We start from the raw sequence: 26,398 nt of genomic DNA, 5'->3' as shown, positions 1-26,398 counted from the left end.
CTCCCGGAATACTGGGCCTGAGAGGCTTTGTTCCGTGGCTGAACATAAACTGTCCACGGAACTCCGCTCTCCCTTCTCCCTTTGAAAGGCACAGGCCCCTCCATGCCCCTGGCCCTGCTCGCTCTGGCCGTCGGCGCTTTCGGAATCGGCACCACCGAGTTCGTGATGATGGGCCTGCTGCCCGATGTCGCGGACGACCTGCACGTCTCCATCCCCACCGCCGGGCACCTCGTCTCGGCGTACGCGCTGGGCGTCGTCATCGGCGCCCCGCTGCTCGCCGCGCTGACCGCGCGGATGTCCCGCCGCACGGTCCTGATCGGCCTGATGGCCCTGTTCGTGGCGGGCAACGCGCTCTCCGCGTTCGCTCCGGGCTACGACTCCCTGCTGGCCGCCCGCTTCCTGAGCGGTCTGCCGCACGGCGCCTTCTTCGGTGTCGGCGCGGTGGTGGCCACGGCGATGGTCCCGCCGGAGTGCAAGGCCCGCTCCGTCTCCCTGATGTTCCTCGGCCTGACGGTCGCCAACGTCGCGGGCGTCCCGGTCGCCACACTGATGGGGCAGCACCTGGGCTGGCGGGCCACGTTCCTGGGCGTGAGCGCGATCGGCATCGCCGCGATAGCCGCGCTGGCCCTGCTGATCCCGGCCGACCGGGTCGCGGCTCCCAGGACGGGCCTGCGCGGCGAGCTGGCTGCCCTGCGGTCCCTGCCGGTCTGGCTGGCCCTCGGTACGACCGTGGCAGGCTTCGGCGCGCTCTTCGCCGCGTACAGCTACGTGACCCCGATGCTGACGGACTCCGCCGGGTTCGCCGAGGGCAGCGTGACGGTGCTGCTGGCGCTGTTCGGCGTGGGTGCGACGGCGGGCAACCTGGTGGGCGGACGCCTGGCGGACCACTCGCTGCGGGGGACGCTGTTCGGGGGGCTGGTGTCCCTGGTTGTGGTCCTCGGCCTGTTCCCGCTGCTGATGTCGACGCAGTGGAGCGCTGCCCTCGCGGTGATCCTGCTGGGCGCGGCGGCCTTCATCACCGGTTCCCCGCTCCAGTTGATGGTCATGGAGAAGGCGTCGGCGGCTCCGTCCCTGGCTTCCTCCGCCAACCAGGCCGCGTTCAACCTGGCGAATGCCGGGGGAGCGTGGATCGGGGGGTTGGCGTTGGCGGCGGGCTTCGGGGTTACGTCCCCGGCGCTCGCCGGTGCCGGGCTGGCGGTACTCGGCCTTGGGGTGGCGGGCGTGGCCTACGCGGTGGACCGCCGGCGCGTCCCTGCCGGCGGGCGGGAGCGCGTGATCGCCACCCATGTCCCGCAGGAGGCGGAGGCGCTTCACCGCTGAGGGCGGCGGGCGTCGGGGGCGGCTGGTTCTCTTTCTTGGCGGCCTTGCCTTCTTCGCCTTCTTCCGTCCCCAGAGGCTCCACCCTTCGAAGGAAAACCCCGCCAGCGATTGCCTGGCGGGGTTCGACCTCAGCGATCTGTCGAGATCACTCTTGTGTCAAGGCAGTTCGCAGGTAGGCGATCAGATCACCGGTCGGCACCTCGACCCAGTCCGCCCCGGGCACGCCGGGGCGGATGACCTCGTAACTCTCTTCGCTCGGTTCGTACACCAGGACCTGACGGCTCGCTCCGTCGAACAGATCCACACACAGGCGGACGGCACCGTGCGAGATCGTCGGGAACATGTGCCGCAGTACCTCGTCCGCATGAAGGCGGCGCAGAAGGTTCCATTGCCGCCGGTGGAAGTCGGACGACAGAAGGGCATCCCACTGCGAAGAAGTGGGCTCTCCCCTTTCGATCGCCCCGGCGAATTCGTCGAGTTCCAGGAACGTGAATCTCGCCGCCAACTCGTCGATCGGCACGCCTTCGCGCCATGCGACGACCGCCTCGACGAGCAACCCGAAGTCGTCCGTCGCACCGATCTCCCAATTGAACCCGGGAACGTCCCAGAGGATCCCGGGAATATGAACACGCACCCGGAACAGTCGCTCCTCGGTCGCGGGAACGACCGACATGGTGCCCCTTGTCGTCTCGATACCGATGATGTCGTCGGTGGGCGAGGACACTGGCCAGATTTCGCCCATGCCCAGCTCCGCGGCCTTTTTCATCGCCGATACGAGGCCGCCCGCAGCGGTCACGTCCGGGTACAGGTCGTTCTGGCGGGTATCCATGGTCGACTCCTCAGCAGTGGCAGTAACCGATGACGGAACCCTTCACGGGGCGAAGGTCTCCCTTCAGCACCGATAGATCCGGCATAGGTGTCGGGGCATCCAGCACTATGGCTCCATCTGGGCCCGACGGGGAGTAGAACTTGATCGAACTCCACGGGCGTTGACCACTGGCGAGTGCCCTCGCGATCATGGACATCTCGTAGTCAGTAGCATGGCCGGCCTCCCCGGCCGTCAGGCCACGCTGGGCAGCATCTATGAAGGTTCCCTCGTTGGCCAGTCCCGTCATGTTGATGTGCAGCGTCACGCTCGGGTCCGCGATGGCCATTTCCGCAATACGTGCGAAGTCCCTCGGCGACACGTTGGAGAAGGTGGTGAACTTGTTCTCGGGCAGCCCGGCCCACTCGTCGAGCTTCCCGTTGTTCTGCCACCCGAGCGCCACCTTGCAGTTGTGGACAAGGACCGGAGTGGCACCCGCCAGCACGAAGAACGTGTGCAGGTCGTCGACCGTGAGGTCGTAGACCGTGCGCGGAGTCAGGCCCGAGCGGTCGAGAAGGGCGGTCACCGCGTGGACGGAGCCGTCCGGGGTACGCAGGCGGTCGCCGACGCGCAGATCGGAAACCAGCGTCCACCCGCGGTCCACCACGTAGAACCTGTGGCCGGTGGTGCTGGCCAGCTTCCCCCCATCGGCAACGGTGATGTCCACCAGCCGCTGGGTGTCGTGCTTGAAGGTGTCGGTGACCTGCTGGGCCCGCAACCGGCCGGTGGCCGGATCCATGGCCTCAACGCGGTCCCCTACACCCACCTGGCTGATGGGCCGGTGTGAGCCGTCCGCCATGAGCACCTCGGTGGCGCTGGGGAAGCTGTTGGTCCGGCAGGCGGTCCGCATCTCCTCGAAGAGGTTTGCCGACCGCTCGATACCCGCCAACGCCTCTGTGTCGACGTCCAGCGCGCGCAGCGCCTTCAGAGCGTCGGCGACTCCGATGCCGGTACGCAGGGAGGCGTCCACTGCCTTGACCCCGTCAGCGAGCGCGGCCAGAGGCTTCTCCAGTGGGACGAACATGGCAGCAGTCCAGGCGCACGCCGTCTTCGACCCGTGGAAGCACTTGATGGCGTCGCCGAGGATCACCTCGTACAGGATGCTGCCGAGGGTGTCACCGAAGAGGTTCTGCCAGCCCAGGCGGGTGATCTCACCAGCGGTGAAGTGGTGTTCCCAGTCGACGTCCTCGGCCGTCACCGTCTTACGGCTGAGCCACTGCCACGCCGCTTTGGGGCAACCGGTGGCGGTGGCGAGGGCGCTGTCGTCGGCGCACAGGTAGAAGTCGGCCACCAGCTTGGCGTTGACCTTGTACGCGACGTCGCAGCCCTGGACTGTGAGCGTGCAGTTCTTGGTCTGCTTACCGGAGAGGATCTCCGACTTGTCTTCATCGATGACGTAGAAGACGCCGCCGGTGCCGGTACCGGCACCCGTGGATACCTGCTTGTTGGCCTCCTCCTGTTCGGCCCGGTCGGCCGCGTCCTGGGCTTCCTTGGCGTACTTGTCGGCGTCCTTGGCGGCCTGTTCGGCCTCGGTGGCGGCTGCGTCGGCGCGGTCGGCGGCGGAGCGGGCGTCCTTGGCGTCCTGTTCGGCCTGGGTGGCGGCGGAGCGGGCGGCCGCGGCGTCGAGTTCGGCGGCGTCGGCGCTGTCGCGGGCGTCCTTGGCGTAGCCCTCGGCGTTGCCGGCTGCCTTGTCGGCGGCTGCGGCGTCGGCGGCTGCCTGGTTGTCGTAGTCGATGGTGCGGGCGAGGGAGGCTGAGGCTGCCGCGGCGGCCTTCGCGGCGTCGGCCGCGTAGCCGAGGGCCTCCTTGGAGTAGGTGCGGGCGTCGGCCGCGTACTGGGCGGCGTTCGCCGCGTGCTGGTAGGCCTCCTTCGCGTCGCCCTTGGCCTGGTCGGCGAGGTTCTTGGCGGCTTGGGCCTCGGCTGCGGCGTTCTTGGCGTGCGCGTCGGCGACGGCCTGCTGCTGGTCGGCGATCGTCTTCGACGCCTGGCCGGTCAGGACCACCAGGCCGGCCACCGAGTCGGTGTCGACGTAGGGGGAGCCGAGCTGGATCGCGTCGTTGGCCGGGTCGGCGACCTGCTTGGCCGCTTCCCCAGCGTCCACGGCCGCCTGCGCGGTGATGTGGGCGTAGCCCGCGGCCTTGGCCGCGGCGACGAGTGCGTTGCCGGCCTCCTTGTTGGCGGCGTCCGCCTGGGTCTTGGCGTCCTTGGCGTGCTGTTCGGCCTCGTCGGCCAGCTTCACCGCGGTCTTGGCCTCGGCGGAAGCGTCCTGGGAGGCCTTGATGGCGTCAGCTGTCGCGCTGGTCGCGGTCTTCACCGCCGCGTCCGCCTTCAGCTTGTCCGCCTGCGCGGCGTCCGCGTCGGAGCGGGCGCGCTTGGCGGCCGCCTCGGCGCGGGTGGCGGCGGCGTCCGCGTCGGCGGCCGCCTGGGTGGCGGCGTCGGCCTCGGAGCGGGCTTTGCCTGCCGCGGCCTCGGCGTCGTCGGCGTGCTTGTCCGCGTCGTTGGCGGCGGCACGGGCGGCGGTCGCCGCGTCCCCGGCGTCGAGCCGGTCGGCGTAGGCGTCCTTGGCGTCCGCCTTGGCGCGGGCGGCGTCGGCCTTCTGTTCGGCGTCCCAGGCGTCGTCGCGTTTGTCCTTGGCGTTGTCGCGGGCCTTGACCGCGTCGTCGCGCTTGCCTTCGGCGGTCTTCTCAGCGGCCTCGGCCTTGTCCTTGGCGTCCTTCGCGGCGGTCGCCTGGGTCTCGGCGTTCTTCTTGTGCTCGGCGGCCTCGGCCCGGCTGGCTGCGGCGTTCTCCTTCTCCGCCTTGGCCGTCTTCTCCTCGGCCTCGGCGGACAGGCGCTTGGCGTGCGCGTCGGCGGCGGCCGCCTTGGCGTCGCCCTCGGCCTTCAGCGCATCGGCGAGCTTCGCCTCCGCGGTCTCCTTGTCCTTCTTGGCGTTGTCCCGGTGGATCTTCGCGGCGTCGGCGGCTGCCTTCGCCTGCCACTCGGCCGCCTTGGCGGCCTCCTTGCGGAACTCGGCCTTCGACTGGGCGGCTTGGGCCAGGGCACGCTGCGTGATGGTCTGGCTGTCGCCGGCGGAGGCGCGGGTGGCGGCCTCGGCGGTCTCGGCAGCCTTCTCCATTGCCTGCAGTGCGGCGACCGAACCCTTGGTCACCTGGTCCTTCTGCTGGCCGACCAGCAGACCCCGGCCCCTGGGCGCGCCGTTGGTGTCGGCGATGCCATAGGCGGCCTGGATGGCCGAGTCCGACGTCGTGGCGGTCTTCTGCGCCGTGGCGAGCTGCGCCTGGACGGCGGCGAGCTGCTTCTTCGCCTCTGCCTGCGCACTCGTGACGTTCGCCTTGGCCTTGTCCACGTCGGCCTTCGCCGGCGTGGTGCCCGTGTGGCCCTTGGGCACGATGCGGAACTTCTGCGCCGTGGAGCCGTTGCACGCGTTGAGCAGGGCGTCCTTGCCGTTGTCGAACGTGGCCAGGTTCAGGCACTTGTCCGTGGCGATGTTGCGCAGTTCGCCCGCGGCGCGGACGTTGAACGTCCACTGCTGTGCCTTGCTGCTGCCGCAGTCCCTGATCTGGATCTTCGTGCCGTTGGCGTTGGCGCCGTTCAGCACCTCCAGGCATTTCTGCGCGTTGACGTTCAGGAGCGTGTAGTGGCCGTCGTAGACACCCCACAGCTGCCACTGGGCGCTGCTGCTGTTACAGGTGTTGATCTCGACCGGGGAGCCGTTGGTCTTCGCGGCCCCCTGCACATCGAGGCACTTCCCAGCGGCGCCCGGCACCTGGATCTCCAGCGGGGCGTCACCGATCCAGTTGAGGCCGCCTTCGGTGTAGTGGTCCAGCCAGCGGGTGGAGTAGTCGGCGATCCACGACTGGCCCAGCAGCTTGCCCAGGGCGAAGGTGCCGTCCTGCAACGCCTTCGTGGCGGTGACGTTGGCGGCGAGGATCTGCTGGCGCTGCGGGGCCTGGGAGGCGATCTCCTGCTGCCATTCGGTGGACGCCTGGGCCACTTCCTTGCCGAGAACCCGGTCCGGGTCGATCGGGTCGTGCCACGCGCACGAGGCGAAGCGGGCCTTCAGGTCCTCGACCGCGACGCGGAACTCCGGGGTGTCCTGGGCCGGAGCGGTGCGAGGGAAGCCGCCCGAGGACAGGAAGATGCGCGCGTCATCGGCGAACACCCTGGGAACGAACAACTGATTGGGTTCGATCTTCCCGGAGTTCTTCTTCCACAGCGCCCACGCCTGCTGCTCCTGCGGTGTCCCCCCACTGGCGTACAACTGGTCGCCGATCGCGACCGCGGCAGCCTTCGTGCTGTCGTCAGCGGTGGGCGATGTCTCGTAGAAGGGCGAGAACAGATCGATGCCCCGGCCCCATGTCTGGTAGATCCACGGGAGCAGCCCGATCTTGTCGTAGATCTTGTTCGCGTCCTGCGGCGCGCCGGGGTAGGAATCCAGGCCGCTGACGGCCTTGGCCCACGCCTGTCCTTGGTCTCCGACCTTCTTCTGCCATTGGCCGCTGTTGTCCTCATCGGCATCGAAGGCCACATGCAGCGGGGTCTTGACGTCGTTCAGGTCCCGGTTCAGCTTCTGATGGAGCTGATCGGACGGCAGCCCGACGGCGCCCTGGGCCAGGCCGAACAGGTTCGGCCCGCCCTTGCGCAGGGCATCAACCGCCACGCACTGGTCCCCGCGCAGCTGTTCAGCGGCCTTGCTGTCGTAGCCGTCATAGGAATCCCCTACGAGGCTTGCGTCGTCGTGGCCCGAGAGACCGGCGAGGTCGGGTCGCACGGCAAGGCCAACGACGACCGCGACCGCGGTCAGCAGAAGGATGATTCGGGCAAGTAGTCCTGAACGTCCTGGAGTTGGTAGGAGCAATCTTCCTGGGCGGGATCTTCCTGGGCGGGAAGGCAACGGAGCACCACTTTCTTCAGAGTGTGGATGCGCCGGTTGATCGGCCGATGCTCCGCAGAGCAGTGAATTGCAAGGTGTCTCACGGAGACTCAGAAGTGCAGGTCCCTGGCCGGGTTCACGCACATGGATGGCCAGTGCGACGGCATGGCGATGCATTCCCTCCCCGTGAGCGACGGCGTTCCCCCGGTCGCTGACTGGTGTGCGCGTACGGAGTGGTCAGGCTCCGCAGGTACACGTCGACACTCTAAGCACACAGGTGCACTCGTACAACTGTTCATTTTCGTGCAACGAAGGCGGTGGTGCGAACCTTTTGGCAGGTCGGCTGCTGGAAGGCGGGTGCTCACTCGCAGGTCGTCTGTGTCTTTTCTGTGATGTGTCTGTGCGCTTGGGTGGCCGGCGGGGGTCCGGCAGGTAGTCGAGATGACTGATTTTCGATTCCGATGTCGGCCAGTTCGCACCAGACCGTCTTGTGGTCCGCTCCCTGATCCACGCCCCAACACAGGGAGAGTTGGTCGACCAGGGCCAGGCCCCGGCCCGACTCGGCCGTGCCGGTGGCGGACAGGAGGACCGGCAAGGCGCGCGGGTCGGGGTCGGTGACCTCGATGCGGGTGTGGCCGCCGGGTGTGTCGGTGACGCGGATCGCTACCGGGGTGCCCTCGCCGAGGTGGTCGATGACGTTCGTCAGCAACTCCGTTGCACACAGGCGGACTTCGAAGCCGTGGGTGGCGACTTCCCCGGCGCCGCGCTGTGGCGCAAGTCGACCTACAGCAGCGAAGCCGAGGACGCCTGCGTCGAAGTCGCCCACAACATCCCCGGTCTCGTCCCCGTCCGCGACTCCAAGGTCCCCGACGGCCCCGCCCTCATCCTCACCGCCGCCGCCTGGGCGCCCTTCGTCGCCTCGCTCAAGGGCTGACCCGGGCCCCGGGGGCTCTCCGGCCCCCGGGGCTTCAACTACTCAAAGGTCGAAGCGCTCAAGCTCCCGCAGCCAGGCCCGCGCCGAACTGTCACTCGGCGCCCGCCAATCCCCCCGAGGCGACAGCGAACCCCCCGCCGAAACCTTCGGCCCATTAGGCATAGCCGACCGTTTGAACTGCGCAAACGCGAAGAACCGCCGGCAGAACACCTCCAGCCACCGCCGGATCTCCGGAAGGTCGTACGCCACCCGCTTGGCCTCGGGGAACCCCGGCGGCCAGGCCCCGCCCTCGACGTCCTGCCATGCATGCCACGCCAGGAAGGCGATCTTCGACGGCCGGAAGCCGTACCGCAGCACATGGAAGAGCGTGAAGTCGTGCAGCGCGTACGGCCCGATCTTGGACTCGGTCGACTGCATCTCCTCGCCCGGCACCAGTTCCGGACTGATCTCGGTGTCGAGGATCGCTGCGAGGATCTTTCCGGTCTCCTCGTCGAACTGCCCGCTGCTGATGACCCATCGGATCAGATGCTGGATCAGTGTCTTCGGCACACCGGAGTTGACGTTGTAGTGGCTCATCTGGTCGCCCACGCCGTACGTCGACCAGCCGAGCGCCAGCTCGGAGAGGTCACCGGTGCCGAGCACGATCCCGCCCCGCTGGTTGGCCAGCCGGAACAGGTAGTCGGTGCGCAGACCCGCCTGCACGTTCTCGAATGTGACGTCGTACACCGGCTCACCGGAGGCGAACGGGTGCTCCATCTCCTGCAGCATCAGCCGAGCCGTAGGCGTGATGTCCAGCTCGGCCGCGGTGACGCCGAGCGAGCGCATCAACGCGTGCGCGTTGTCCTTCGTGTGGTCGCTGGTGGCGAAACCGGGCAGCGTCCAGGCCAGGATGTCGCTGCGCGGCCGCCCCGCCCGGTCCATGGCCCGCGCGGCGACGATCAGCGCATGCGTCGAGTCGAGGCCACCGGACACCCCGATGACCACCTTCGGCCCGCCGATCGAAGCCAGCCGCTGCTGCAGCCCCTCGACCTGGATGTTGTACGCCTCGAAGCAGTCCAGCGCGAGCCGCTCGGCATCGGCCGGCACAAACGGGAAGCGCTCCAGCCGACGCCGCAGCCCCAGGTCGGTGAGGGGCGGGTCCAGCTCGAAGCCGACCGTCCGGAAGTCGCCGGTCCGCGCCCGGTGCGTACGCCGGTTGTCGTCGAACGTGCCCATCCGCTGCCGCTCCTGCCGCAGCAGATCGAGGTCCACGTCGGCCACCGCGTACTCGTCGCCGAGCGGGAACCGCTCGGTCTCGGCCAGCAGCACGCCGTTCTCGTAGACCATGGCCTGGCCGTCCCAGGACAGGTCGGTGGTCGACTCGCCGAGGCCGGCCGCCGCGTAGACGTAGGCGGCGAGGCAGCGGGTGGACGCCGAGCGGCACAGCAGCTTGCGGTCCTCGGCGCGTCCGACCGTGATCGGGCTGCCGGAGAGATTGACGAGGAGGGTCGCCCCGGCGAGGGCCGCCTCCGCGCTGGGCGGCACCGGCACCCACATGTCCTCGCAGATCTCGGCGAAGAGCACGAGCCCGGGGACGTCGTCCGCCGCGAACAGCAGATCCACCCCGAAGGGGACCGCCTCGCCGCCGACGCGAATCGTTCCGCCGCGCTCGTCCGCACCGTCGGCGATCTGCCGGCGCTCGTAGAACTCCCGGTAGTTCGGCGGGTACGACTTCGGTACGACGCCCAGGACGCGGCCGCGGTGCACGATCACCGCGCAGTTGTAGACCCGGTTGCGGTGGCGCAGCGGGGCGCCGACGACCAGCACCGGCAGCAGCTCCGCCGACCCGGCCACCACCTCCCCGAGCGCCTCCGCGACCTGGTCGAGCAGCGCGTCCTGCAGCAGCAGGTCCTCGATCGAGTAGCCGCACAGCACCATCTCCGGGAAGACGGCGACCGCGACACCCTCCTCGGCGCACCGGCGGGCATGGCGCAGGACCGCTTCGGCGTTGGCATGCGGGTCGGCGATGACGGTGTGGCCCGTACATGCGGCGACGCGTGCGAAGCCGTGCTGATAGATCGACCAGAAGTTCAAGGCAGTCACGGGCCCACTGTAATCGTCAGACCGACGCGATGGGGTGACGGGGCTCCGCACGGTGGCTCCGCACGGCGAAGGGGCGCGGGATGATCACATCCCGCGCCCCCTCAAGGTGCCGTTACCGGCGGTGCCTCACGGCTTGTGGTACGACTCCACGTACCCGTTCGCGGGCGAGCCCACGCCGGTGACGTCGTCGTAACCCTTCACCGCGGACAGCGAGCTGTCCTTGCCCAGGCTGCGGACCGAGGTGGCCAGGCCACCGGTGGCGTCGTAGCCGTTGACGAAGTCGACGCGCGCGACGGCCAGGTCCTTGCCCGTCGGCTTGTCGACGACGTCGTGGTAGACACCCTTGCCGTAGCGGGCGTAGATCTCCGGGTTGGCGAAGCCGATGGCCTTGCCGCCCCGCGCCTCCTGGGCCAGCGCCTGGACGGCCGCGATCACCGGAGCGGCGAGCGAGGTGCCGCCGATGCGGTACTCGTCGTAGCCCAGCGTCCCGTCCGGCAGGGTCTGCGTCTGGCCGACCTTGAAGCCGGTGTTCGGGTCGGCGATCGCCGAGATGTCCGGGACGACGCGGTTGCCGGCGGCGTTGTTGGCCGTGGCGAGCGCGTTCGGGACGATGCCCTTCTGGTAGTAGGGCTGGGCGACCGTCTTGCTGGTGCCGCCGCCCGCACCCGAGGTGAACGCACCGGGGAAGTTGGTCCAGCTCTTGCCGTCCGCGGACAGCACAGCCTTCTCGGTACCCCAGCCGGTCTCCCACTGGTACTTGTCGTCCTGGCCGACCGCCAGCGAGGTACCGCCGACCGCCGTCACCCACGACGAGTTGGCCGGGGTGTCGACCTGCTTCGTACCGGACTTGGCGACCTGGTCGCCGTCGTCACCGGAGGAGAAGTAGAAGCCGATGCCCTCGACCGCACCGAACTGGAACACCTGGTCGTAGGCGGCCGCGAGGTCCGGCGTCTGGTTGGCCTCGATGTCGCCCCACGAGTTGGACACGATGTCGGCGAGGTGGTTGTCGACCACCTTGCTCAGCGAGTCCAGCAGGTCGTTGTCCATGCAGGACGCGGAGCCCACGTACGTGACGTCCGCGGCCGGCGCGACCGCGTGCACGGCCTCGACGTCCAGGGTCTCCTCGCCGTACCAGCCGGCGGCGGAGCAGTCCTTGGTGTTCGTGTACTTCTTGGGCAGCACCTGGTGCAGCTGCCCGGTCGACCACTTGGCGTCACCGTGCTTGCCCGCGTACGTCTGCGCGTCGAAGGCGATGGACGGCGAGGCGTAAGCGTCCGTGATGGCGACGCGGACACCCTTGCCGGTGTACTTGCCCGCACCGTAGGCGGCGCGCAGCTGCTTGCCGGTGTAGCCCTGGATCGCGTACGGGATCTTCGACCCGTATGCGTCCGGCAGCGTGCTCGCGATGTTCGAGCCGTAGTACGAGGAGAACGGCCCGGAGTTGCGGAACACGGTCTCCGGCGGCGGCAGTTGGTCGTTGTGCGTCGACTTGTGCGGTGCGTTGTCCAGGCCGGTGACGGTCAGGACGGCGCCCTTCAGACTGTCCGGGGCGGAGGCGGTCTTCGCCGGCGCCCGGTAGGTCTTCGAGCCCTTGGTGTAGTTGTGCAGCTGGGTGCCGAACGCCTTCTCGGCGGCGGCCACGTCACCGGTGACGGAGACGTAGTGCTGCGTGGTGCCCGTGACCTTGAGGCCCGAGGACCTCAGCCACGACTTGACCGCGGCCACCTGGGCCTTGGTCGCGCCGTAGCGGGCCGCGGCCTGCTTGGCGCTCAGGTACTTGCCGTATGCGGCCGAGCTCGGGTCGGACACGGCCTTCGCGTACGCGGCGAGGCCGGCTGCGTCCTTGCCCGCGAAATAGACCCGGGCGGACAGCTGGGCGCCGTTCGAGGCGTCGCCCTTGTCCGCCTTGGCCGTCGCCCACGCGGGCTTGGTGCCCGCGAGTGCGTCCCGGCCGGGGTTGTCCGCAGCGTGCGCCGCGGGTATGCCGAGCGCCAGAGCACCGGCGATCATGGGCAGTGTCGCTGCCATGCTCACGGTGCGCAGTTTGGCGCGGTTGGATCTCATAGAACCCCCTGCGATGCGGTTCTTCGCATGTGTGGTCGGTCGTCGCAGTGATCCGCGTAGACACCCAGCGCCGCGGCGGAGGCGCGGGCATTGGATCAAGCGATGGGGGCCACTCTTTCGATGAACCGTTCATGCCAGGGGAATGCGCAAGCCAAGAGAAGCCCAAGGAACCGTCATGCAGGGCGATTTGAGGCTTTCGTTCTTACGGCAGTGTTACAGGAGCTGCTAGGAACGCGCTTTCGCGCCCCGCGCCTTGAGCATGTCCGCCATCAGTTGAATTTCCGACTGCTGAGCGTCGACCATGCCTTGCGCGAGACTCTTCTCCACCCCGACCTTGCACTTGGCGACACAGCCCTCGGCCATGTGGATACCGCCCTTGTGATGATCCGTCATCAACTGCAGATAGAAGACCTCGGCCTGCTTTCCGCTGAGCGTGCCGAGCTTGGTCATCTCGGTGTTGGTCGCCATGCCGGGCATCAACGCACCGTCTTTCCCCGAGGCCATGCCGCCCATCCCCATCCAGGTCATCGGCGGATCCGCCGACACCTTCGGCAGCCCCCACAGGTCCAGCCAGCCGAGCAGCATCCCGCGCTGGTTGGCCTGCGTCTGAGCGATGTCGTATGCAAGCCGCCGCACGTCCGCGTTCTTCGTGCGGTCGCGCACGATGTACGACATCTCGACGGCCTGCTGGTGATGCACCGCCATGTCCCGCGCGAACCCGGCGTCCGCGGAGTCGGCGGAAGGCGTGCTCGCGCTGGTGCTGCCCGCCCCGCCGTCCTCGGCAACCGCGTAGGTGATCGCGCCCGCCGCGACGAGCGCCGCCGCCGCTGTCCCCGCGATCCAGCCGATGTGCTTCTTCATGTCACATCGTCCCGCCGGTGCACGAGGCGCCCGGCTCGGGGGTCTGCTTGCCCTGCACATACGTCTCGAAGAACTTGGCGACCTTCGGGTCGTCGGCGCTCGTCACGCTCAGCTGGTGCCCCCAGGCCGACAGCTCGATCGGGGAGGTCTGGTTCGTGTACGGGCTCATCAGCGAGTACGGCGTCTGCTTCACCTTCGCCGCCAGCGTGTCCACATCGGACTTCTTGGCCTTGTCGGTGTACGTCACCCAGACGGCGCCGTGCTCCAGCGCGTGCACGGCGTTCTCGTCGTGCACGGCCTTGGTGTAGACGTTGCCGTTGCAGTTCAGCCAGATCTGGTTGTGGTTGCCGCCGACCGGCGGGTGCATCGGGTACTTCACGGTCCCGGCGACATGGGTGCGGGACAGCTTGCCCGTCCAGGTCCGCACACCGTCCTTGCCGGTGACGAAGTGCCCCGGGCCGTCGCCCGAGGAGGTCGAGTCGCTCGCCGTGTCGTTCTTCTTGCTGTCCTGCGACTTCACGACGAAGACCCCGCCGACCACCAGGCCGGCGACGACCAGCACGCTCGCGCCGATCGTCAGGATCCGGCCGCGGCGCTCGCGGGCCTTCTCGGCACGCCGCATCTCCTCTATTCGCGCCTTGCGCGCCGCGCTGCTGCTGCTCTTCTTGGCGGAGGCCATCGCAGTGTCCTTCTGGGGGAATCGGGTGGGGGGTGGGCGAAAAAGTGTCGATCGGGTCGCCTGATCGTAGTGGGAGACCAGTGACGTTTTGCAGACGGGGCACGGGAAAGCCGGGCCCGGCACAGGCGCGCGTCACCTTCCGCCCGGCCTCCCATTACGAATGTCGGTCCGAGCAGGCAAGATGGGCGGTGAGCAGTACACCCGCTGTTGGTGAGGCGTTCGGACCGGAGTCGGCCGCCCGATCATGGTCGGCAACGCGCACGAAATGCTGTTGTGGTGTGATGCTCAGGTGCCCGACCGCCTCCTGTGGGACCGGGAACAGGCGGCCTGACCAGCAAGGATGGGGAAGCGGAAGATGGACAAGCAGCAGGAGTTCGTGCTCCGGACACTGGAGGAGCGCGACATCCGGTTCGTACGGCTGTGGTTCACGGACGTGCTGGGCTTCCTCAAGTCCGTCGCCGTGGCCCCGGCCGAGCTGGAGCAGGCCTTCGACGAGGGCATCGGCTTCGACGGCTCGGCCATCGAGGGCTTCGCCCGGGTCTACGAGTCCGACATGATCGCCAAGCCGGACCCCTCGACCTTCCAGATCCTGCCCTGGCGCGCCGAGGCCCCCGGCACCGCCCGCATGTTCTGCGACATCCTCATGCCGGACGGCTCCCCGTCCTTCGCCGACCCGCGCTACGTCCTCAAGCGCGCCCTGACCCGCGGCTCCGACCTGGGCTTCACCTTCTACACCCACCCGGAGATCGAGTTCTTCCTCCTGAAGGACCGCCCGCTGGACGGCACCCGCCCGACGCCCGCCGACAACTCGGGCTACTTCGACCACACCCCCCAGAACATCGGCATGGACTTCCGCCGTCAGGCGATCACCATGCTGGAGTCGATGGGCATCTCGGTCGAGTTCTCCCACCACGAGGGCGCCCCGGGCCAGCAGGAGATCGACCTCCGCTACGCCGACGCGCTCTCCACGGCGGACAACATCATGACGTTCCGCCTGGTCATGAAGCAGGTGGCGCTGGAGCAGGGCGTCCAGGCCACCTTCATGCCGAAGCCGTTCTCCGAGCACCCCGGCAGCGGCATGCACACGCACCTGTCCCTCTTCGAAGGCGACCGTAACGCGTTCTACGAGTCCGGCTCGGAGTACCAGCTCTCCAAGGTCGGCCGCTCCTTCATCGCGGGCCTGCTGAAGCACGCGGCGGAGACCTCGGCGGTCACCAACCAGTGGGTCAACTCCTACAAGCGCATCTGGGGCGGCTCGGAGCGCACGGCGGGAGCCGGCGGCGAGGCCCCGTCCTACATCTGCTGGGGCCACAACAACCGCTCGGCCCTGGTCCGCGTCCCGATGTACAAGCCCGGCAAGACGGGCTCCGCACGGGTCGAGGTCCGCTCGCTCGACTCGGGCGCCAACCCCTACCTGGCCTACGCCGTCCTCCTCGCCGCCGGCCTGAAGGGCATCGAGGAGGGCTACGAACTCCCGCCGGGCGCCGAGGACGACGTCTGGGCCCTCTCGGACGCGGAGCGCCGCGCGATGGGCATCGAGCCCCTCCCGCAGAACCTCGGCGAGGCCCTGACCCTGATGGAGCGCAGCGACCTGGTCGCCGACACCCTGGGCGAGCATGTCTTCGACTTCTTCCTGCGCAACAAGCGACAGGAGTGGGAGGAGTACCGCAGCGAGGTCACGGCGTTTGAGCTGCGGAAGAATCTGCCGGTGCTGTAAGGGCAGGTCGAAGCGGGTTTCCTGCTGTTCGAACGAGTGGGGCTGACGGTCACAGACCGTCAGCCCCATCGCGTCGCCGCACTGGTCGACCGCCTTCTTGGCGGCCTGGTGGTCGGGGTCGGAACGGGTGCGGTGCGTTCTCGCGCCGCGTAGCCCTAGGACACCGCCGTCCGGACGTCGTCCTCGGCGACCGGCCCACCGAGGTCGAACGTCTCCTCGTCGGAGACGAACGGCTTGTCCCAGATCCGGTGCGCCAGGGCGATGCGGTGAATGCCCTCGCGGATCATCTCGGCCTCGGAGGCGCCCAGGCGGGCGGCGGCGGCTTTGATGAGGGCGAGGTCGTTGTCGTCGGCGTAGACGGTGGTGCGCTTCAGGGCCACATCTCCAAGGTACGGGACCTGTACCACCGGCCACCGGCGCGGTAAGGGCGTTCGACGTATGGCATAGGTACCATACGTCTATGAGCCTGAAACGAACGACGGTCTACCTCGAAGACGAGGATCTCCGCGACCTCAAGGCGACAGCCTCGCGCAAGGGCATCAGCGAGGCCGAGCTGATCCGCGAAGGCGTCCGTCTCGCGATCACGCGCAACCGCGTGTGGGACGAGCCCGCCGGCCTTCCCGTCCTCGACAGCGGTGATCCTTCCTTCGCGGAGCGGTCCGACGACATACTGCGAGACACCGGTTTCGGGGACTGGGGCCGGGCCTCGTAAGTGATCGTCATCGCCGACACCTCGGGCATCATCGCTTCCGTCGATCGCAGTTGTCCCGAGCATGAAGCCGCCCGTCAGGTCATGGACATCGCGGGCCTGCTCGTCATCCCACAGCTTGTCCTCGCCGAACTCGACCATCTGCTCAGTGGCCGCTTCGGCAAGGACCCCGCCGGGCTGGTCATGGATCAGCTCGTGACACAGGCGCGCACCGGACGCTATCTACTCGGCGACGCGAATGCGGACGTCCTCGCGGACGCACGCCTCGTCCAGCGCCGGTACCGGGACCTCGCGTTGGATCTGACTGACTCGGTCATCACCGTCCTGGCCCGCGAATACGCCACGGATACCGTCCTCAGTCTCGACCGGAAGGACTTCCGAGCCATCCGCCCCCTCACCTCACACGCGGCGTTCCGGCTTCTGCCCGACGATCTGTAGGCGCATCACGGCGTCCTCGGGTGATGACGGAGGGCGTCGGCCCGTGGACCGGGGATGCGGTTGCGTACGGTCACGGGACGTTCTCCCGGGCAGCAGGCCCACCGACGCCGCCGCGCCGCCCGGCCACGGCGAGCCGGGCGGCGCCACGTCCGTCTCAGGAGGCCCAGATCCCCGTGATGTCGGACGCCGAGGCCGCGTTGCCCGCGTGGGACGTCAGGCCCTGGGAGTCCTCCAGGGTGCGGAGCAGGTCGTAGTGGTCGTACGTGGTGGAGCTGGTGGAGCCTGCCGTCACCGGCTGGCCGTACAGGACCGTCGGGATGCGGTTGCCGGACAGTCGGTTGTCCTCGTCGAAGGTGATGACGAGGAGGCTGTTGTGGGTGGACGCCCAGGTGGCGTAGGCGCCGAGGTTGTTCTTGATCCAGGTGTCGCCGGTCGACACCGAGCAGTCGTGCATGTCGCTGCACAGGTCGGGGGTGACGAAGGAGACGTCGGGGAGGGTGGAGTAGTCGGTCGGGAAGTCGTCGAAGGTCTTCGCGGACGACGTCGGTACGTTGCTGAAGCCGAACCACGGGTTGTGCTTCTGCGCGTAGTCGCCGCTGCTGCAGGTCGTGTCGCCCTCGCTGGGCAGCGACTCGTTGTAGCTGGCCCAGGTCCGGCCGGCGTCGAGGAGCTCGGAGCCGAGGTTGGCGGCCGAGGAGAAGCCCGGGGTGACACAGCTGTCGTCGGTGACGCCCTGGGTGGAGCCCGAGAACAGCGCGTAGTAGTTGGGCTGGCTCGGGTGGGTTTCCGCGTATGACGCGGTCAGGCTCGCGCCGCCGGTCTTGAGCGAGTTGATGTACGGGGCGCTGGACGAGCCGATCACCTGGCCGTACGCGTGGTTCTCCATGACCACGACGACCACATGGTCCGGGGTCGGCACCCCGGAGGCGGCGGACGAGGAGCCGCCGAGGCCGGTCCACAGACCGACGGCCGCCGCGGTGAAGGCGAGCGCGGACGCGGCCGCCGTACTGCTGCGGCGATACCTTGAACGGCCAGCACGGGAAGTACTGCTGCCGGGCACATCAACCTCCGGTGGGGGGAAGGACGGGGGCGGCGGTGCGGACAGAGCATGCACACGTCAAGGTACTCCCGCGTCCCACCCCACCCAACCCGGACGGTGAAGATCGGATGAACTATTACCCGGCTCTCAATCGGTGGCTCCGGCGGCTCCGGTGACTACTGCTGTTGGGCCGCCAGGTCGGCCAGCACCTTGTGCAGCGGCTCCGTCTCCCGGCGCCGGTACTCCTGGATCGCCCAGCCGTTGCCGTCCGGGTCCTTGAAGTACATGAAGGTGGCGCCGTCCTGCGGCGCGAACTGCTGCGGCTCGCTGACCTCGAGCCCCCGCGCCGTCAGCTCGTCGTAGGCCGCCTTCGCGTCCGTCACGCACAGCTGCATCCCGTGGTACGTCCCCGGCTGCGGCGTTCCCGTCGGCACCTGCAGCCCGTCGACGAGCGCGATCGAACACCCGGAGCCGGGCGGGGTGAGCTGCACGATCCGTACGCCCTCCATGACCTCGCCGTCGAGGTCCACATGGAAGCCGACCTTGTCCCGGTAGAACTCCTTGGCCCGGTCCACATCGGAGACCGGCAGCAGGATCACTTCGAGGCTCATGTCCATGGAACGACTCCTTGTGTCGTACGTAGGGCGAAATCTGTCGTACGTCGGGCGAATCGCCATCGTGTCTGGCTGAACGGCTCCCCCATACCGAAGCCGAAAACGGTGCGGTGCGCCACCGAGAAGACGAAAGCAGCCCCGGAGCTTCTGTCAGTGTCTCCGGTTAGGCTCGGGCCAATACGACCTTGATCCGACGGGAGGACGGGGATGACGGTGCCCGGGCGCAGGAGCAGTACCTTCACGCGGCTGCTGCGGCACGGCTTCACCGATCCCTCGGCCGCCGAGCGGCTCCTGGACAGCGTGGAGCTCATGCCGGTGCGCGACGACCCGGTGCTGCTCGACGCACTGGGCGCCACCGCCGACCCGGACCTGGCGCTGCTCGGTCTGGTACGGCTCCTGGAGGCCCAGCCGGGGCCCACCGCGCGCCGCGAGCTGCTCGACACGCTGATAGCGGCCAAGCCGCTGCGCGACCGCCTGCTCGGCGTACTCGGCGCCTCCGCCGCGCTCGGCGACCATCTGACCCGGCACCCGCGCGACTGGGAGGCACTGGTCACGTACGAGCCGCGGGACCTGCATCCCGGGGTGGAGGAGTTCGAGCGGGGGCTGGCCGAGGCCACCGATCCCGTCTCCCTGCGCGTGGCCTATCGGCGCTGTCTGCTGTCCATCGCCGCCCGCGACGTGTGCGGCACCACCGACCTCGCCGAGTCCGCCGCCGAGCTCGCCGACCTGGCCACCGCCACCCTGCGCGCCGCCCTCGCCATCGCCCGCGCCGCCGCGCCCGAGGACGCCACGCTGTGCCGTCTCGCGGTCATCGCGATGGGCAAGTGCGGAGGCCATGAGCTCAACTACGTCTCCGACGTCGATGTGATCTTCGTCGGCGAGGCCGTCGACAATGCCGACGAGGGCAAGGCCATCAGGTCCGCCACCAGGCTCGCCTCGCACATGATGCGGATCTGCTCGGAGACCACCGTCGAGGGGTCCATCTGGCCCGTCGACGCCAATCTGCGCCCCGAGGGCAGAAACGGCCCGCTGGTGCGCACGCTCTCCAGCCACCTCGCCTACTACCAGCGCTGGGCCAAGACCTGGGAGTTCCAGGCGCTGCTCAAGGCCCGCCCGGTGGCCGGCGACATCGAGCTCGGCGAGGAGTACGTCGCCGCCCTCGAACCCCTCGTCTGGAAGGCCGCCGAGCGCGAGAACTTCGTCGCCGACGTCCAGAAGATGCGCCGCCGGGTCGTCGAGAACATCCCCGCCGCCGAGATCGACCGCGAGCTGAAGCTCGGCCCCGGAGGCCTCCGGGACGTCGAATTCGCCGTACAGCTGCTGCAGTTGGTGCACGGCAGGGCGGACGCGGCGCTGCGCAGCGGCACGACCCTGGATGCGTTGCACGAGCTGGCGGCGGGCGGGTATGTGGGGCGCACCGACGCCGTGCAGCTCGACGAGGCGTACCGGTTCCTGCGGTCCATGGAGCACCGCATCCAGCTGTACCGCCTGCGCCGCACCCATCTCGTCCCCGAGGACGAGGCCGACCAGCGCCGCATCGGGCGCTCACTCGGCCTGCGCGCCGACCCGGTCGCCGAGCTGAACCGCGAATGGCGCCGGCACGCCGCCGTCGTACGCCGTCTGCACGAGAAGCTCTTCTACCGCCCGCTGCTCGACGCGGTCGCCCAACTCGCCCCCGGCGAGGCCCGGTTGAGCCCGGAGGCGGCCCGGGAGCGGCTGGTCGCACTCGGGTACGGCGACCCGGCCGCCGCCCTGCGCCACCTGGAGGCGCTGGCCTCCGGCGTCACCAGAAAAGCCGCCATCCAGCGGACCCTGCTGCCCGTCCTGCTGGGCTGGTTCGCGGACTCCGCCGACCCGGACGCCGGCCTGCTCAACTTCCGCAAGGTGTCGGACGCGCTCGGCAGGACACCCTGGTATCTGCGGCTGCTGCGGGACGAGGGCGCGGCGGCCGAGAACCTCGCCCGCGTGCTGTCCGCCGGGCGCCTCGCCCCCGACCTGCTGATGCGCGCCCCGGAAGCGGTGGCGCTGCTCGGCGACGGCGACGGCGGGGGACTGGAACCGCGCGAGCGGCCCCAGCTGGAGCAGGAGATCATGGCCGCCGTCGGCCGCGCCGGGAACGCGCAGCAGGCGGTCACCGCTGCCCGAGGCGTCCGCCGCCGCGAGCTCTTCCGTACGGCCGCCGCCGACATCGTCGGCTCCTACGGCACCGAGACCCAGCCCGCCGAGGCCGACCAGGGCGCGCTGGTGGACCTGGTCGGCGGCGCGGTCTCCGACCTGACGGCGGCGACGCTCGCCGGGACGCTGCGCGCGGTGGTGCGCGAGGGCTGGGGCGACACACTCCCGACCCGGTTCGCGGTCATCGGCATGGGCCGCTTCGGGGGCCACGAGCTGGGCTACGGCTCCGACGCGGACGTCCTCTTCGTGCACGAGCCACGGGAGGGCGTGGCGGAACAGGAGGCCTCGGAGGCCGCGAACCGGGTCGTCTCCGAGATGCGCCGCCTGTTGCAGATCCCGAGCGCGGACCCGCCGCTGCTGATCGACGCGGACCTGCGCCCGGAAGGCAAGTCCGGGCCGCTCGTACGGACACTGAAGTCTTACGAGGCGTATTACCGCCGGTGGTCCCTGGTCTGGGAGTCGCAGGCGCTGCTGCGAGCCGAACCGGTCGCCGGGGACGAGGAGCTGGGGCGCTCCTTCATCGAGCTGATCGATCCGCTGCGATACCCGGCCGAGGGGCTCGGGGACGACGCCGTACGGGAGATCCGGCGCCTGAAGGCCCGCATGGAATCCGAGCGGCTGCCGCGCGGCGCCGACCCCAAGCTGCACACCAAGCTCGGGCCCGGCGGCCTGTCCGACGTCGAATGGAGCGTGCAGCTGCTGCAGCTGCAGCACGGCTGGGCCGAGCCGGGCCTGCGCACGACCCGTACCCGGGAGGCCCTGGCGGCGGCCTGCGCGGCCGAGCTGATCTCGACCGAGGACGCGTCGATCCTGGACGAGGCGTGGGTGCTGGCCACCCGCGTGCGCAACGCCGTGATGCTGGTGCGGGGGCGGGCGGGGGACACCTTCCCGTCGGACGGGCGTGAACTGGCTGCGGTGGGGCGGTACCTGGGGTACGGGGACGGGCATGTGGGGGACATGCTCGATGCGTATCGCCGTACGGCGCGGCGGGCTCGGGCGGTGGTTGAGGTGTTGTTCTACGGGGCGTAGCCGGTGGGGGTGCACGCCCCCTGGGGGCTCCGCCCCCAGACCCCCGATCGGCCCTTAAGGGGCCTCGTCCTCAAACGCCGGACGGGCTGGATAGGGCTGGCCTGGCTGGTATGGCTGGCCTGCACCTTGCCTTTTCAGGGGCGCGGGGAACTGCGCGACCAGCCACGACGAAGCCGCACACGATCGACGGCCTGACTCGGCACCACTCGCGGAGCGTCGCGCGGCAACTCATACGGCAACGTCCCGTACCAAACCCGCGCCACCGCGAACCCGAACCCCAGGCACAGCAAACCACCCACCGCATCCAGCCAGAAGTGGTTCGCGGTAGCGACAATCACCGTCAGCGTCGCCAAAGGATAAAGAAGACCCAGCACCCTGACCCACGGCACCTTGGCCAGCGCAAAGATCGTCAGCCCGCACCACACCGACCACCCGATGTGCATGGACGGCATCGCGGCGTACTGGTTCGACATGTGCTTCAGGTCGCCGGAGGCCATCGACCCCCAGGTCTGGTGGACCATGACCGTGTCGATGAAGGTGCTGCCGTTCATCAGCCTCGGCGGTGCCAGCGGATACAGGTAGTAGCCGACCAGAGCCACACCCGTCGTCGCGAACAGCACCAGACGCGTCGCCGCATAGCGGCCCGGATGACTACGGTAGAGCCACACCAGAACACCCAGCGTGATCACGAAGTGCAGCGTCGCGTAGTAGTAGTTCATGCCGACGATCAGCCAAGTCACCGAGTTCACGGCGTGGTTGACGGACTCCTCGACGGCGATGCCCAGATGGTGCTCCATCCGCCACAGCCAGTCGGCATTGCGCAGCGCCTGACCGCGCTGCTCCGGAACCGCATTGCGGATCAGTGAGTACGTCCAGTAACTCACCGCGATCAGAACGATCTCGAACCAGAGGCGGGGTCGGCGCGGGGTGCGCAGCCGGCGCAGGAGACCCGGCCCGTTTGCGGCCGTGGGGGAGTCGGGAACGGCCGTCTGCGTCGTCTGCTCACGGTCGTCCAGACTGGTCACCGTCGAGTCACCCATGGGCACAAAGTCTGCCAGAAACGCCTTCTGCGACCGATCATCCCGCGGTCGGGTTCAGGCCGCACTTTCTACAACAGACAGACGTGCGCGCCTACTCCCGACGCACTGCATGAATTCGAAGATTCTCCGCCCTAGGGACGATTCCGGTCCCCAGGCGCCGAAGCAGTCGAACCCCGCACCACCAGTTCCGGCATGAACACGAACTCACTGTGCGGCGCAGGCGTCCCGCCGATCTCCTCCAGCAACGTACGCACCGCCGCCTGACCCATCGCGGGGACCGGCTTGCGGACCGTGGTCAGCGGCGGGTCCGTGAAGGCGATCAAGGGGGAGTCGTCGAAGCCCACCACCGAGACGTCCCGCGGGACTTCGAGGCCGAGCTGCCGTGCCGCGCGTATCGCACCTAGCGCCATCATGTCGCTCGCGCACACCACCGCCGTGCAGTCACGGCCGATCAGCGCGGTGGCGGCGGCCTGGCCGCCCTCCAGGGTGTAGAGCGAGTGCTGGACGAACTCCGACTCGATCGTCTCCGTGCTCAGTCCCAGCTGGTCCTGCATCGTGCGCACAAAGCCCTCGATCTTGCGCTGCACCGGCACGAAGCGCTTCGGGCCGAGGGCGAGACCGATCCTGGTGTGTCCCAGCGACACCAGGTGCGTGACCGCCAGCGTCATCGCCGCGCGGTCGTCGGGGGAGATGAACGGCGCCTGCACCTTCGGCGAGAAGCCGTCCACCAGGACATACGGCACGCCCTGCGCGCGCAGCCGCTCGTAGCGCTCCATGTCGGCGGTGGTGTCGGCGTGCAGACCGGAGACGTAGATGATGCCCGCGACCCCGCGATCGACGAGCATCTCCGTCAGCTCGTCCTCGGTCGAGCCGCCCGGGGTCTGGGTGGCGAGCACCGGGGTGTAGCCCTGCCGCGTCAGGGCCTGGCCGATCACCTGGGCCAGCGCCGGGAATATCGGGTTCTCCAGCTCCGGGGTGATCAGGCCCACCAGGCCCTCGCTGCGCTGCCGCAGCCGGACGGGACGCTCGTAGCCGAGCACGTCCAGTGCGGCGAGCACGGACTGGCGGGTGGTGGCGGCGACGCCCGGCTTGCCGTTGAGGACGCGGCTGACGGTCGCTTCGCTCACCCCCGCCTGAGCAGCGATGTCGGCAAGCCGTGTGGTCACAGGGGTGGACTGTACCGGCCGACTCTCACTTTGCACACCAATCGGACGCCGGGGGCGAGCGGTTGCACGGCCCCGAGCGGGTTGCTGCGTCATCGCGGTCCCTCGTGTTCTGGTGGGCGCCTGGTACGGCAAGAGCTTGCAGAGTCTTGCACAAGACTCCCACGGCCCGCTCAACGGCTTCAATACCCGGTTGCGCGGGGGTCGAGGAGAGGTCACGGGCGGGTAACTCTCGGACGGTCTTGCAATTTTTTGCTGCAAGGTCTTTCGGTGCCGCTTACATCGCTGTTACGTTCACGTCGCCCGGCGGACGCAACGGCGCAGTCGGCAAAAAGGCAGGGACGGCAGACGGGGCCGCACCTGCACCACACGGGCTTTCACCCTCAAGGAGAACTCATGCGGCGTGGCATAGCGGCCAGCGCGCTGGTGGCGTCCTTCGCCCTCGCGGCGACGGCCTGCGGCGGAAGTGGCAGTGGCAGCGACAAGAGCAGCGGCCCGGTCACCATCACCTGGTGGGACACCTCCAACGCCACCAATGAGGCGCCGACGTACAAGGCCCTGGTCAAGGAGTTCGAGGCCGCCAACAAGAACATCAAGGTCAACTACGTCAACGTCCCCTTCGACCAGGCGCAGAACAAGTTCGACACCGCCGCCGGCTCCAAGGGCGCCCCGGACGTGCTGCGTTCCGAGGTCGGCTGGACCCCCGCCTTCGCCAAGAAGGGCTACTTCCTGCCGCTGGACGGCACCGAGGCCCTGACGGACCAGAGCAAGTTCCGCTCGAACCTGATCGAGCAGGCCAAGTACGACGGCAAGACCTACGGCGTCCCGCTGGTCACCGACACCCTCGCCCTCGTCTACAACAAGGCCCTGTTCAAGAAGGCCGGCATCACCGAGGCCCCCAAGACCTGGGACGAGCTGAAGGCCGACGCCGCCAAGGTCGACTCCAAGGCCAAGGTCTACGGCTACTGGGGCTCCACCCAGTCCTACTACGCGCAGACCTTCCTCTACGGCGAGGGCACCGACACCGTCGACGCCTCCGCCAAGAAGATCACCGTGAACTCGGCCCCCGCGAAGAAGGCCTACGGCACCTGGCTGAGCCTCTTCAAGGGACAGGGCCTGCACAAGGCCGACACCACCGCCGACGCCTACGCCCACATCCAGGACGCGTTCGTCAACGGCAAGGTCGCCTCGATCATCCAGGGCCCCTGGGAGATCACGAACTTTTACAAGGGCTCGGCCTTCAAGGACAAGTCCAACCTCGGCATCGCCACCGTCCCGGCCGGCTCCACCGGCAAGGCGGGCGCCCCGACCGGCGGCCACAACCTGTCCGTCTACGCCGGCTCGGACTCCGCCCACCAGAAGGCGGCCCTCAAGTTCGTGAACTTCATGACCTCCGCCAAGTCCCAGACGGAGATCGCCCTGAAGAACTCCACGCTGCCGACCCGCGACGACGCCTACACCGCCGAGGTCAAGGCCGACCCGGGCATCGCCGGCTTCCAGACGGTCCTGCCCGCCGCCCAGCCGCGCCCCTCGCTGCCCGAGTACAGCTCCCTGTGGACCCCGCTGGACACCGAGCTGACCGCCATCGCCGGCGGCAAGGAGTCCCTCGACAAGGGCCTCAGCAACGCCGAACTCGCCATGGCCAAGCTGGTGCCGGACTTCAGCAAGTAAACCCCGAGTGACCGTCGGGCCCGCCTGAAAAATGGGGGGACGGACCCGGCGGTCACCGGTCTGTGCCCAGCCACTTCTCAGAGCCGTAGAACTTCCAGAAGGTGTCGAACATGACAGTCGCCATCGACCGCGCCACCGGCAAACGCCACGGTGACCGCGCGCCGCGGCCCGGGCTGGGCCAACGCCTGAAGCACAGCTACCAGAAGAACTGGTACGCCTACGCGATGATCACGCCCGTGGCCGTAGTGCTCGGCGTCCTCGTCCTGTACCCGCTGGTGTACGGCCTGTACCTGACCCTCACCGACGCCAACAGCCTCAACACCGCGCGCACGATCGGCGTCAACCACATCGACGCCACCTACAAGTTCATCGGGCTCGACAACTACAAGGACATCCTGTTCGGCCCGACGGCCTACGACCGCTTCTGGTCCCACTTCATCTGGACGATCGTCTGGACGGCACTCTGTGTCGCCCTGCACTACACGATCGGTCTCGGCCTTGCGCTGCTGCTCAACCAGAAGCTGCGCGGCCGCACCTTCTACCGGCTGGTCCTCATCCTGCCGTGGGCCGTGCCGACCTTCGTCACCGTCTTCGGCTGGCGGTTCATGCTCGCCGACGGCGGCATCGTCAACCTGGCGCTCGACGCGCTCCACCTGCCGTCACCGGACTGGCTGGAGGACACCTTCTGGCAGCGGTTCGCCGCGATCATGGTCAACACCTGGTGCGGTGTGCCGTTCATGATGATCTCCCTGCTCGGCGGGCTGCAGTCCATCGATGCGTCGTTGTACGAGGCTGCCGAGATGGACGGTGCGACGGCCTGGCAGCGCTTCCGCTACGTCACCCTGCCGGGCCTGAGGTCCGTCAGCTCCACCGTCGTACTGCTCGGCATCATCTGGACCTTCAACCAGTTCGCCGTGATCTTCCTGCTGTTCGGCAACACCGCCCCCGACGCCCAGATCCTCGTCACCTGGGCCTACTACCTCGGCTTCGGACAGCAACCGCGCGACTTCGCACAGTCCGCCGCCTACGGCATCCTGCTGCTGGCCATCCTGATCGTCTTCACCTCCTTCTACCGCCGCTGGCTGAACCGCAATGAGCAGCAGCTCGCGATCTGAGGCAGGAGTC

20 protein-coding genes are annotated in these 26,398 nt (G+C 68.7%); 8 read left to right on the top strand and 12 right to left on the bottom strand.

All coding sequences use genetic code 11. The annotated features are described in order from the left end of the window. The first annotated feature begins 102 nt into the window (after window positions 1–102). The gene (locus P2Q00_RS10355; RefSeq protein ID WP_275771679.1) at window positions 103–1,320 is read left to right on the top strand and encodes an MFS transporter; all 1,218 of its coding nucleotides are present in this window, start codon (window positions 103–105) and stop codon (window positions 1,318–1,320) included. Between the two features lie 145 nt (window positions 1,321–1,465). Here P2Q00_RS10355 and P2Q00_RS10350 read toward each other — a convergent pair whose 3' ends face one another. From P2Q00_RS10350 to P2Q00_RS10340, 3 genes are all read right to left on the bottom strand, one after another. Then, a complete protein-coding gene (locus P2Q00_RS10350; protein ID WP_275771678.1) occupies window positions 1,466–2,149 on the bottom strand; it encodes a hypothetical protein in 684 nt (227 codons plus the stop codon). Between the two features lie 10 nt (window positions 2,150–2,159). Continuing rightward, the gene (locus P2Q00_RS10345) at window positions 2,160–6,956 is read right to left on the bottom strand and encodes a ricin-type beta-trefoil lectin domain protein (protein WP_275771677.1); all 4,797 of its coding nucleotides are present in this window, start codon (window positions 6,954–6,956) and stop codon (window positions 2,160–2,162) included. A 463-nt stretch (window positions 6,957–7,419) separates the two neighbouring features. Continuing rightward, on the bottom strand, window positions 7,420–7,884 hold the full coding sequence (locus P2Q00_RS10340) for an ATP-binding protein (RefSeq protein ID WP_425579526.1): 465 nt from the start codon (window positions 7,882–7,884) through the stop codon (window positions 7,420–7,422). Here P2Q00_RS10340 and P2Q00_RS10335 point away from each other — a divergent pair. Next, on the top strand, window positions 7,798–7,992 hold the full coding sequence (locus P2Q00_RS10335; protein ID WP_275771676.1) for a DUF397 domain-containing protein: 195 nt from the start codon (window positions 7,798–7,800) through the stop codon (window positions 7,990–7,992). The two genes, P2Q00_RS10340 and P2Q00_RS10335, sit on opposite strands and share 87 nt — an antisense overlap. Before the next feature lie 42 nt (window positions 7,993–8,034). Here the strand turns inward: P2Q00_RS10335 and P2Q00_RS10330 are convergent, their stop codons facing one another. The 4 genes from P2Q00_RS10330 to P2Q00_RS10315 form a co-directional block, all read right to left on the bottom strand. After that, window positions 8,035–10,074: an NAD(+) synthase gene (locus tag P2Q00_RS10330; RefSeq protein ID WP_275771675.1), complete on the bottom strand. Its 2,040-nt coding sequence runs from the start codon at window positions 10,072–10,074 to the stop codon at window positions 8,035–8,037. A gap of 126 nt (window positions 10,075–10,200) precedes the next feature. After that, window positions 10,201–12,138 carry a S53 family peptidase gene (locus P2Q00_RS10325; RefSeq protein WP_275771673.1) on the bottom strand — a complete coding sequence of 646 codons (1,938 nt, stop codon included), beginning with the start codon at window positions 12,136–12,138 and terminating at the stop codon, window positions 10,201–10,203. 225 nt (window positions 12,139–12,363) lie between these two features. Continuing rightward, window positions 12,364–12,999 (bottom strand): DUF305 domain-containing protein, encoded by a 636-nt coding sequence (locus tag P2Q00_RS10320; RefSeq protein ID WP_275771671.1) that lies wholly within the window; start codon window positions 12,997–12,999, stop codon window positions 12,364–12,366. Window position 13,000: 1 nt separating this feature from the next. After that, on the bottom strand, window positions 13,001–13,678 hold the full coding sequence (locus tag P2Q00_RS10315) for a thioredoxin-like domain-containing protein (RefSeq protein WP_275771669.1): 678 nt from the start codon (window positions 13,676–13,678) through the stop codon (window positions 13,001–13,003). A 355-nt stretch (window positions 13,679–14,033) separates the two neighbouring features. Here P2Q00_RS10315 and glnA2 point away from each other — a divergent pair, with 355 nt between their 5' ends. Continuing rightward, window positions 14,034–15,395, top strand: a complete 1,362-nt coding sequence (gene glnA2, locus P2Q00_RS10310; protein WP_275771667.1) for a gamma-glutamylpolyamine synthetase GlnA2 — start codon at window positions 14,034–14,036, stop codon at window positions 15,393–15,395. Window positions 15,396–15,550: 155 nt separating this feature from the next. On the opposite strand, the gene P2Q00_RS10305 is transcribed toward glnA2, so the two are convergent. After that, window positions 15,551–15,775 carry a ribbon-helix-helix domain-containing protein gene (locus P2Q00_RS10305; RefSeq protein ID WP_275771665.1) on the bottom strand — a complete coding sequence of 75 codons (225 nt, stop codon included), beginning with the start codon at window positions 15,773–15,775 and terminating at the stop codon, window positions 15,551–15,553. An 80-nt stretch (window positions 15,776–15,855) separates the two neighbouring features. On the opposite strand from P2Q00_RS10305, the gene P2Q00_RS10300 reads away from it, so the two are divergent. Next, on the top strand, window positions 15,856–16,107 hold the full coding sequence (locus tag P2Q00_RS10300; protein WP_275771663.1) for a ribbon-helix-helix domain-containing protein: 252 nt from the start codon (window positions 15,856–15,858) through the stop codon (window positions 16,105–16,107). Next, window positions 16,108–16,542, top strand: coding sequence for a type II toxin-antitoxin system VapC family toxin (locus P2Q00_RS10295; RefSeq protein WP_275771661.1), 435 nt, complete (start codon window positions 16,108–16,110; stop codon window positions 16,540–16,542). A gap of 154 nt (window positions 16,543–16,696) precedes the next feature. Here P2Q00_RS10295 and P2Q00_RS10290 read toward each other — a convergent pair whose 3' ends face one another. Then, the gene (locus tag P2Q00_RS10290) at window positions 16,697–17,602 is read right to left on the bottom strand and encodes an alkaline phosphatase family protein (RefSeq protein ID WP_275771658.1); all 906 of its coding nucleotides are present in this window, start codon (window positions 17,600–17,602) and stop codon (window positions 16,697–16,699) included. Between the two features lie 155 nt (window positions 17,603–17,757). After that, window positions 17,758–18,198, bottom strand: a complete 441-nt coding sequence (locus P2Q00_RS10285) for a VOC family protein (RefSeq protein WP_275771656.1) — start codon at window positions 18,196–18,198, stop codon at window positions 17,758–17,760. 204 nt (window positions 18,199–18,402) lie between these two features. Here P2Q00_RS10285 and P2Q00_RS10280 point away from each other — a divergent pair, with 204 nt between their 5' ends. Next, window positions 18,403–21,399: a bifunctional [glutamine synthetase] adenylyltransferase/[glutamine synthetase]-adenylyl-L-tyrosine phosphorylase gene (locus tag P2Q00_RS10280; protein WP_275771654.1), complete on the top strand. Its 2,997-nt coding sequence runs from the start codon at window positions 18,403–18,405 to the stop codon at window positions 21,397–21,399. Between the two features lie 134 nt (window positions 21,400–21,533). On the opposite strand, the gene P2Q00_RS10275 is transcribed toward P2Q00_RS10280, so the two are convergent. Both P2Q00_RS10275 and P2Q00_RS10270 read right to left on the bottom strand, forming a co-directional pair. Beyond that, window positions 21,534–22,439 (bottom strand): phosphatase PAP2 family protein, encoded by a 906-nt coding sequence (locus tag P2Q00_RS10275; RefSeq protein ID WP_275771652.1) that lies wholly within the window; start codon window positions 22,437–22,439, stop codon window positions 21,534–21,536. Between the two features lie 131 nt (window positions 22,440–22,570). Further along, window positions 22,571–23,605 (bottom strand): LacI family DNA-binding transcriptional regulator, encoded by a 1,035-nt coding sequence (locus P2Q00_RS10270; protein WP_275771650.1) that lies wholly within the window; start codon window positions 23,603–23,605, stop codon window positions 22,571–22,573. Between the two features lie 393 nt (window positions 23,606–23,998). On the opposite strand from P2Q00_RS10270, the gene P2Q00_RS10265 reads away from it, so the two are divergent. After that, window positions 23,999–25,273 (top strand): extracellular solute-binding protein, encoded by a 1,275-nt coding sequence (locus P2Q00_RS10265; RefSeq protein WP_275771649.1) that lies wholly within the window; start codon window positions 23,999–24,001, stop codon window positions 25,271–25,273. Between the two features lie 110 nt (window positions 25,274–25,383). Next, window positions 25,384–26,388, top strand: coding sequence for a carbohydrate ABC transporter permease (locus P2Q00_RS10260; RefSeq protein WP_275771648.1), 1,005 nt, complete (start codon window positions 25,384–25,386; stop codon window positions 26,386–26,388). Window positions 26,389–26,398: the final 10 nt, after the last annotated feature.

Origin of the sequence: Streptomyces coacervatus (assembly GCF_029223485.1) — a bacterium.
Taxonomy (GTDB): Bacteria; Actinomycetota; Actinomycetes; order Streptomycetales; family Streptomycetaceae; genus Streptomyces; species Streptomyces coacervatus.
The sequence above is the reverse complement of the archived record's forward strand: the minus strand, read 5'-3'. Positions and strand labels throughout refer to the sequence as shown.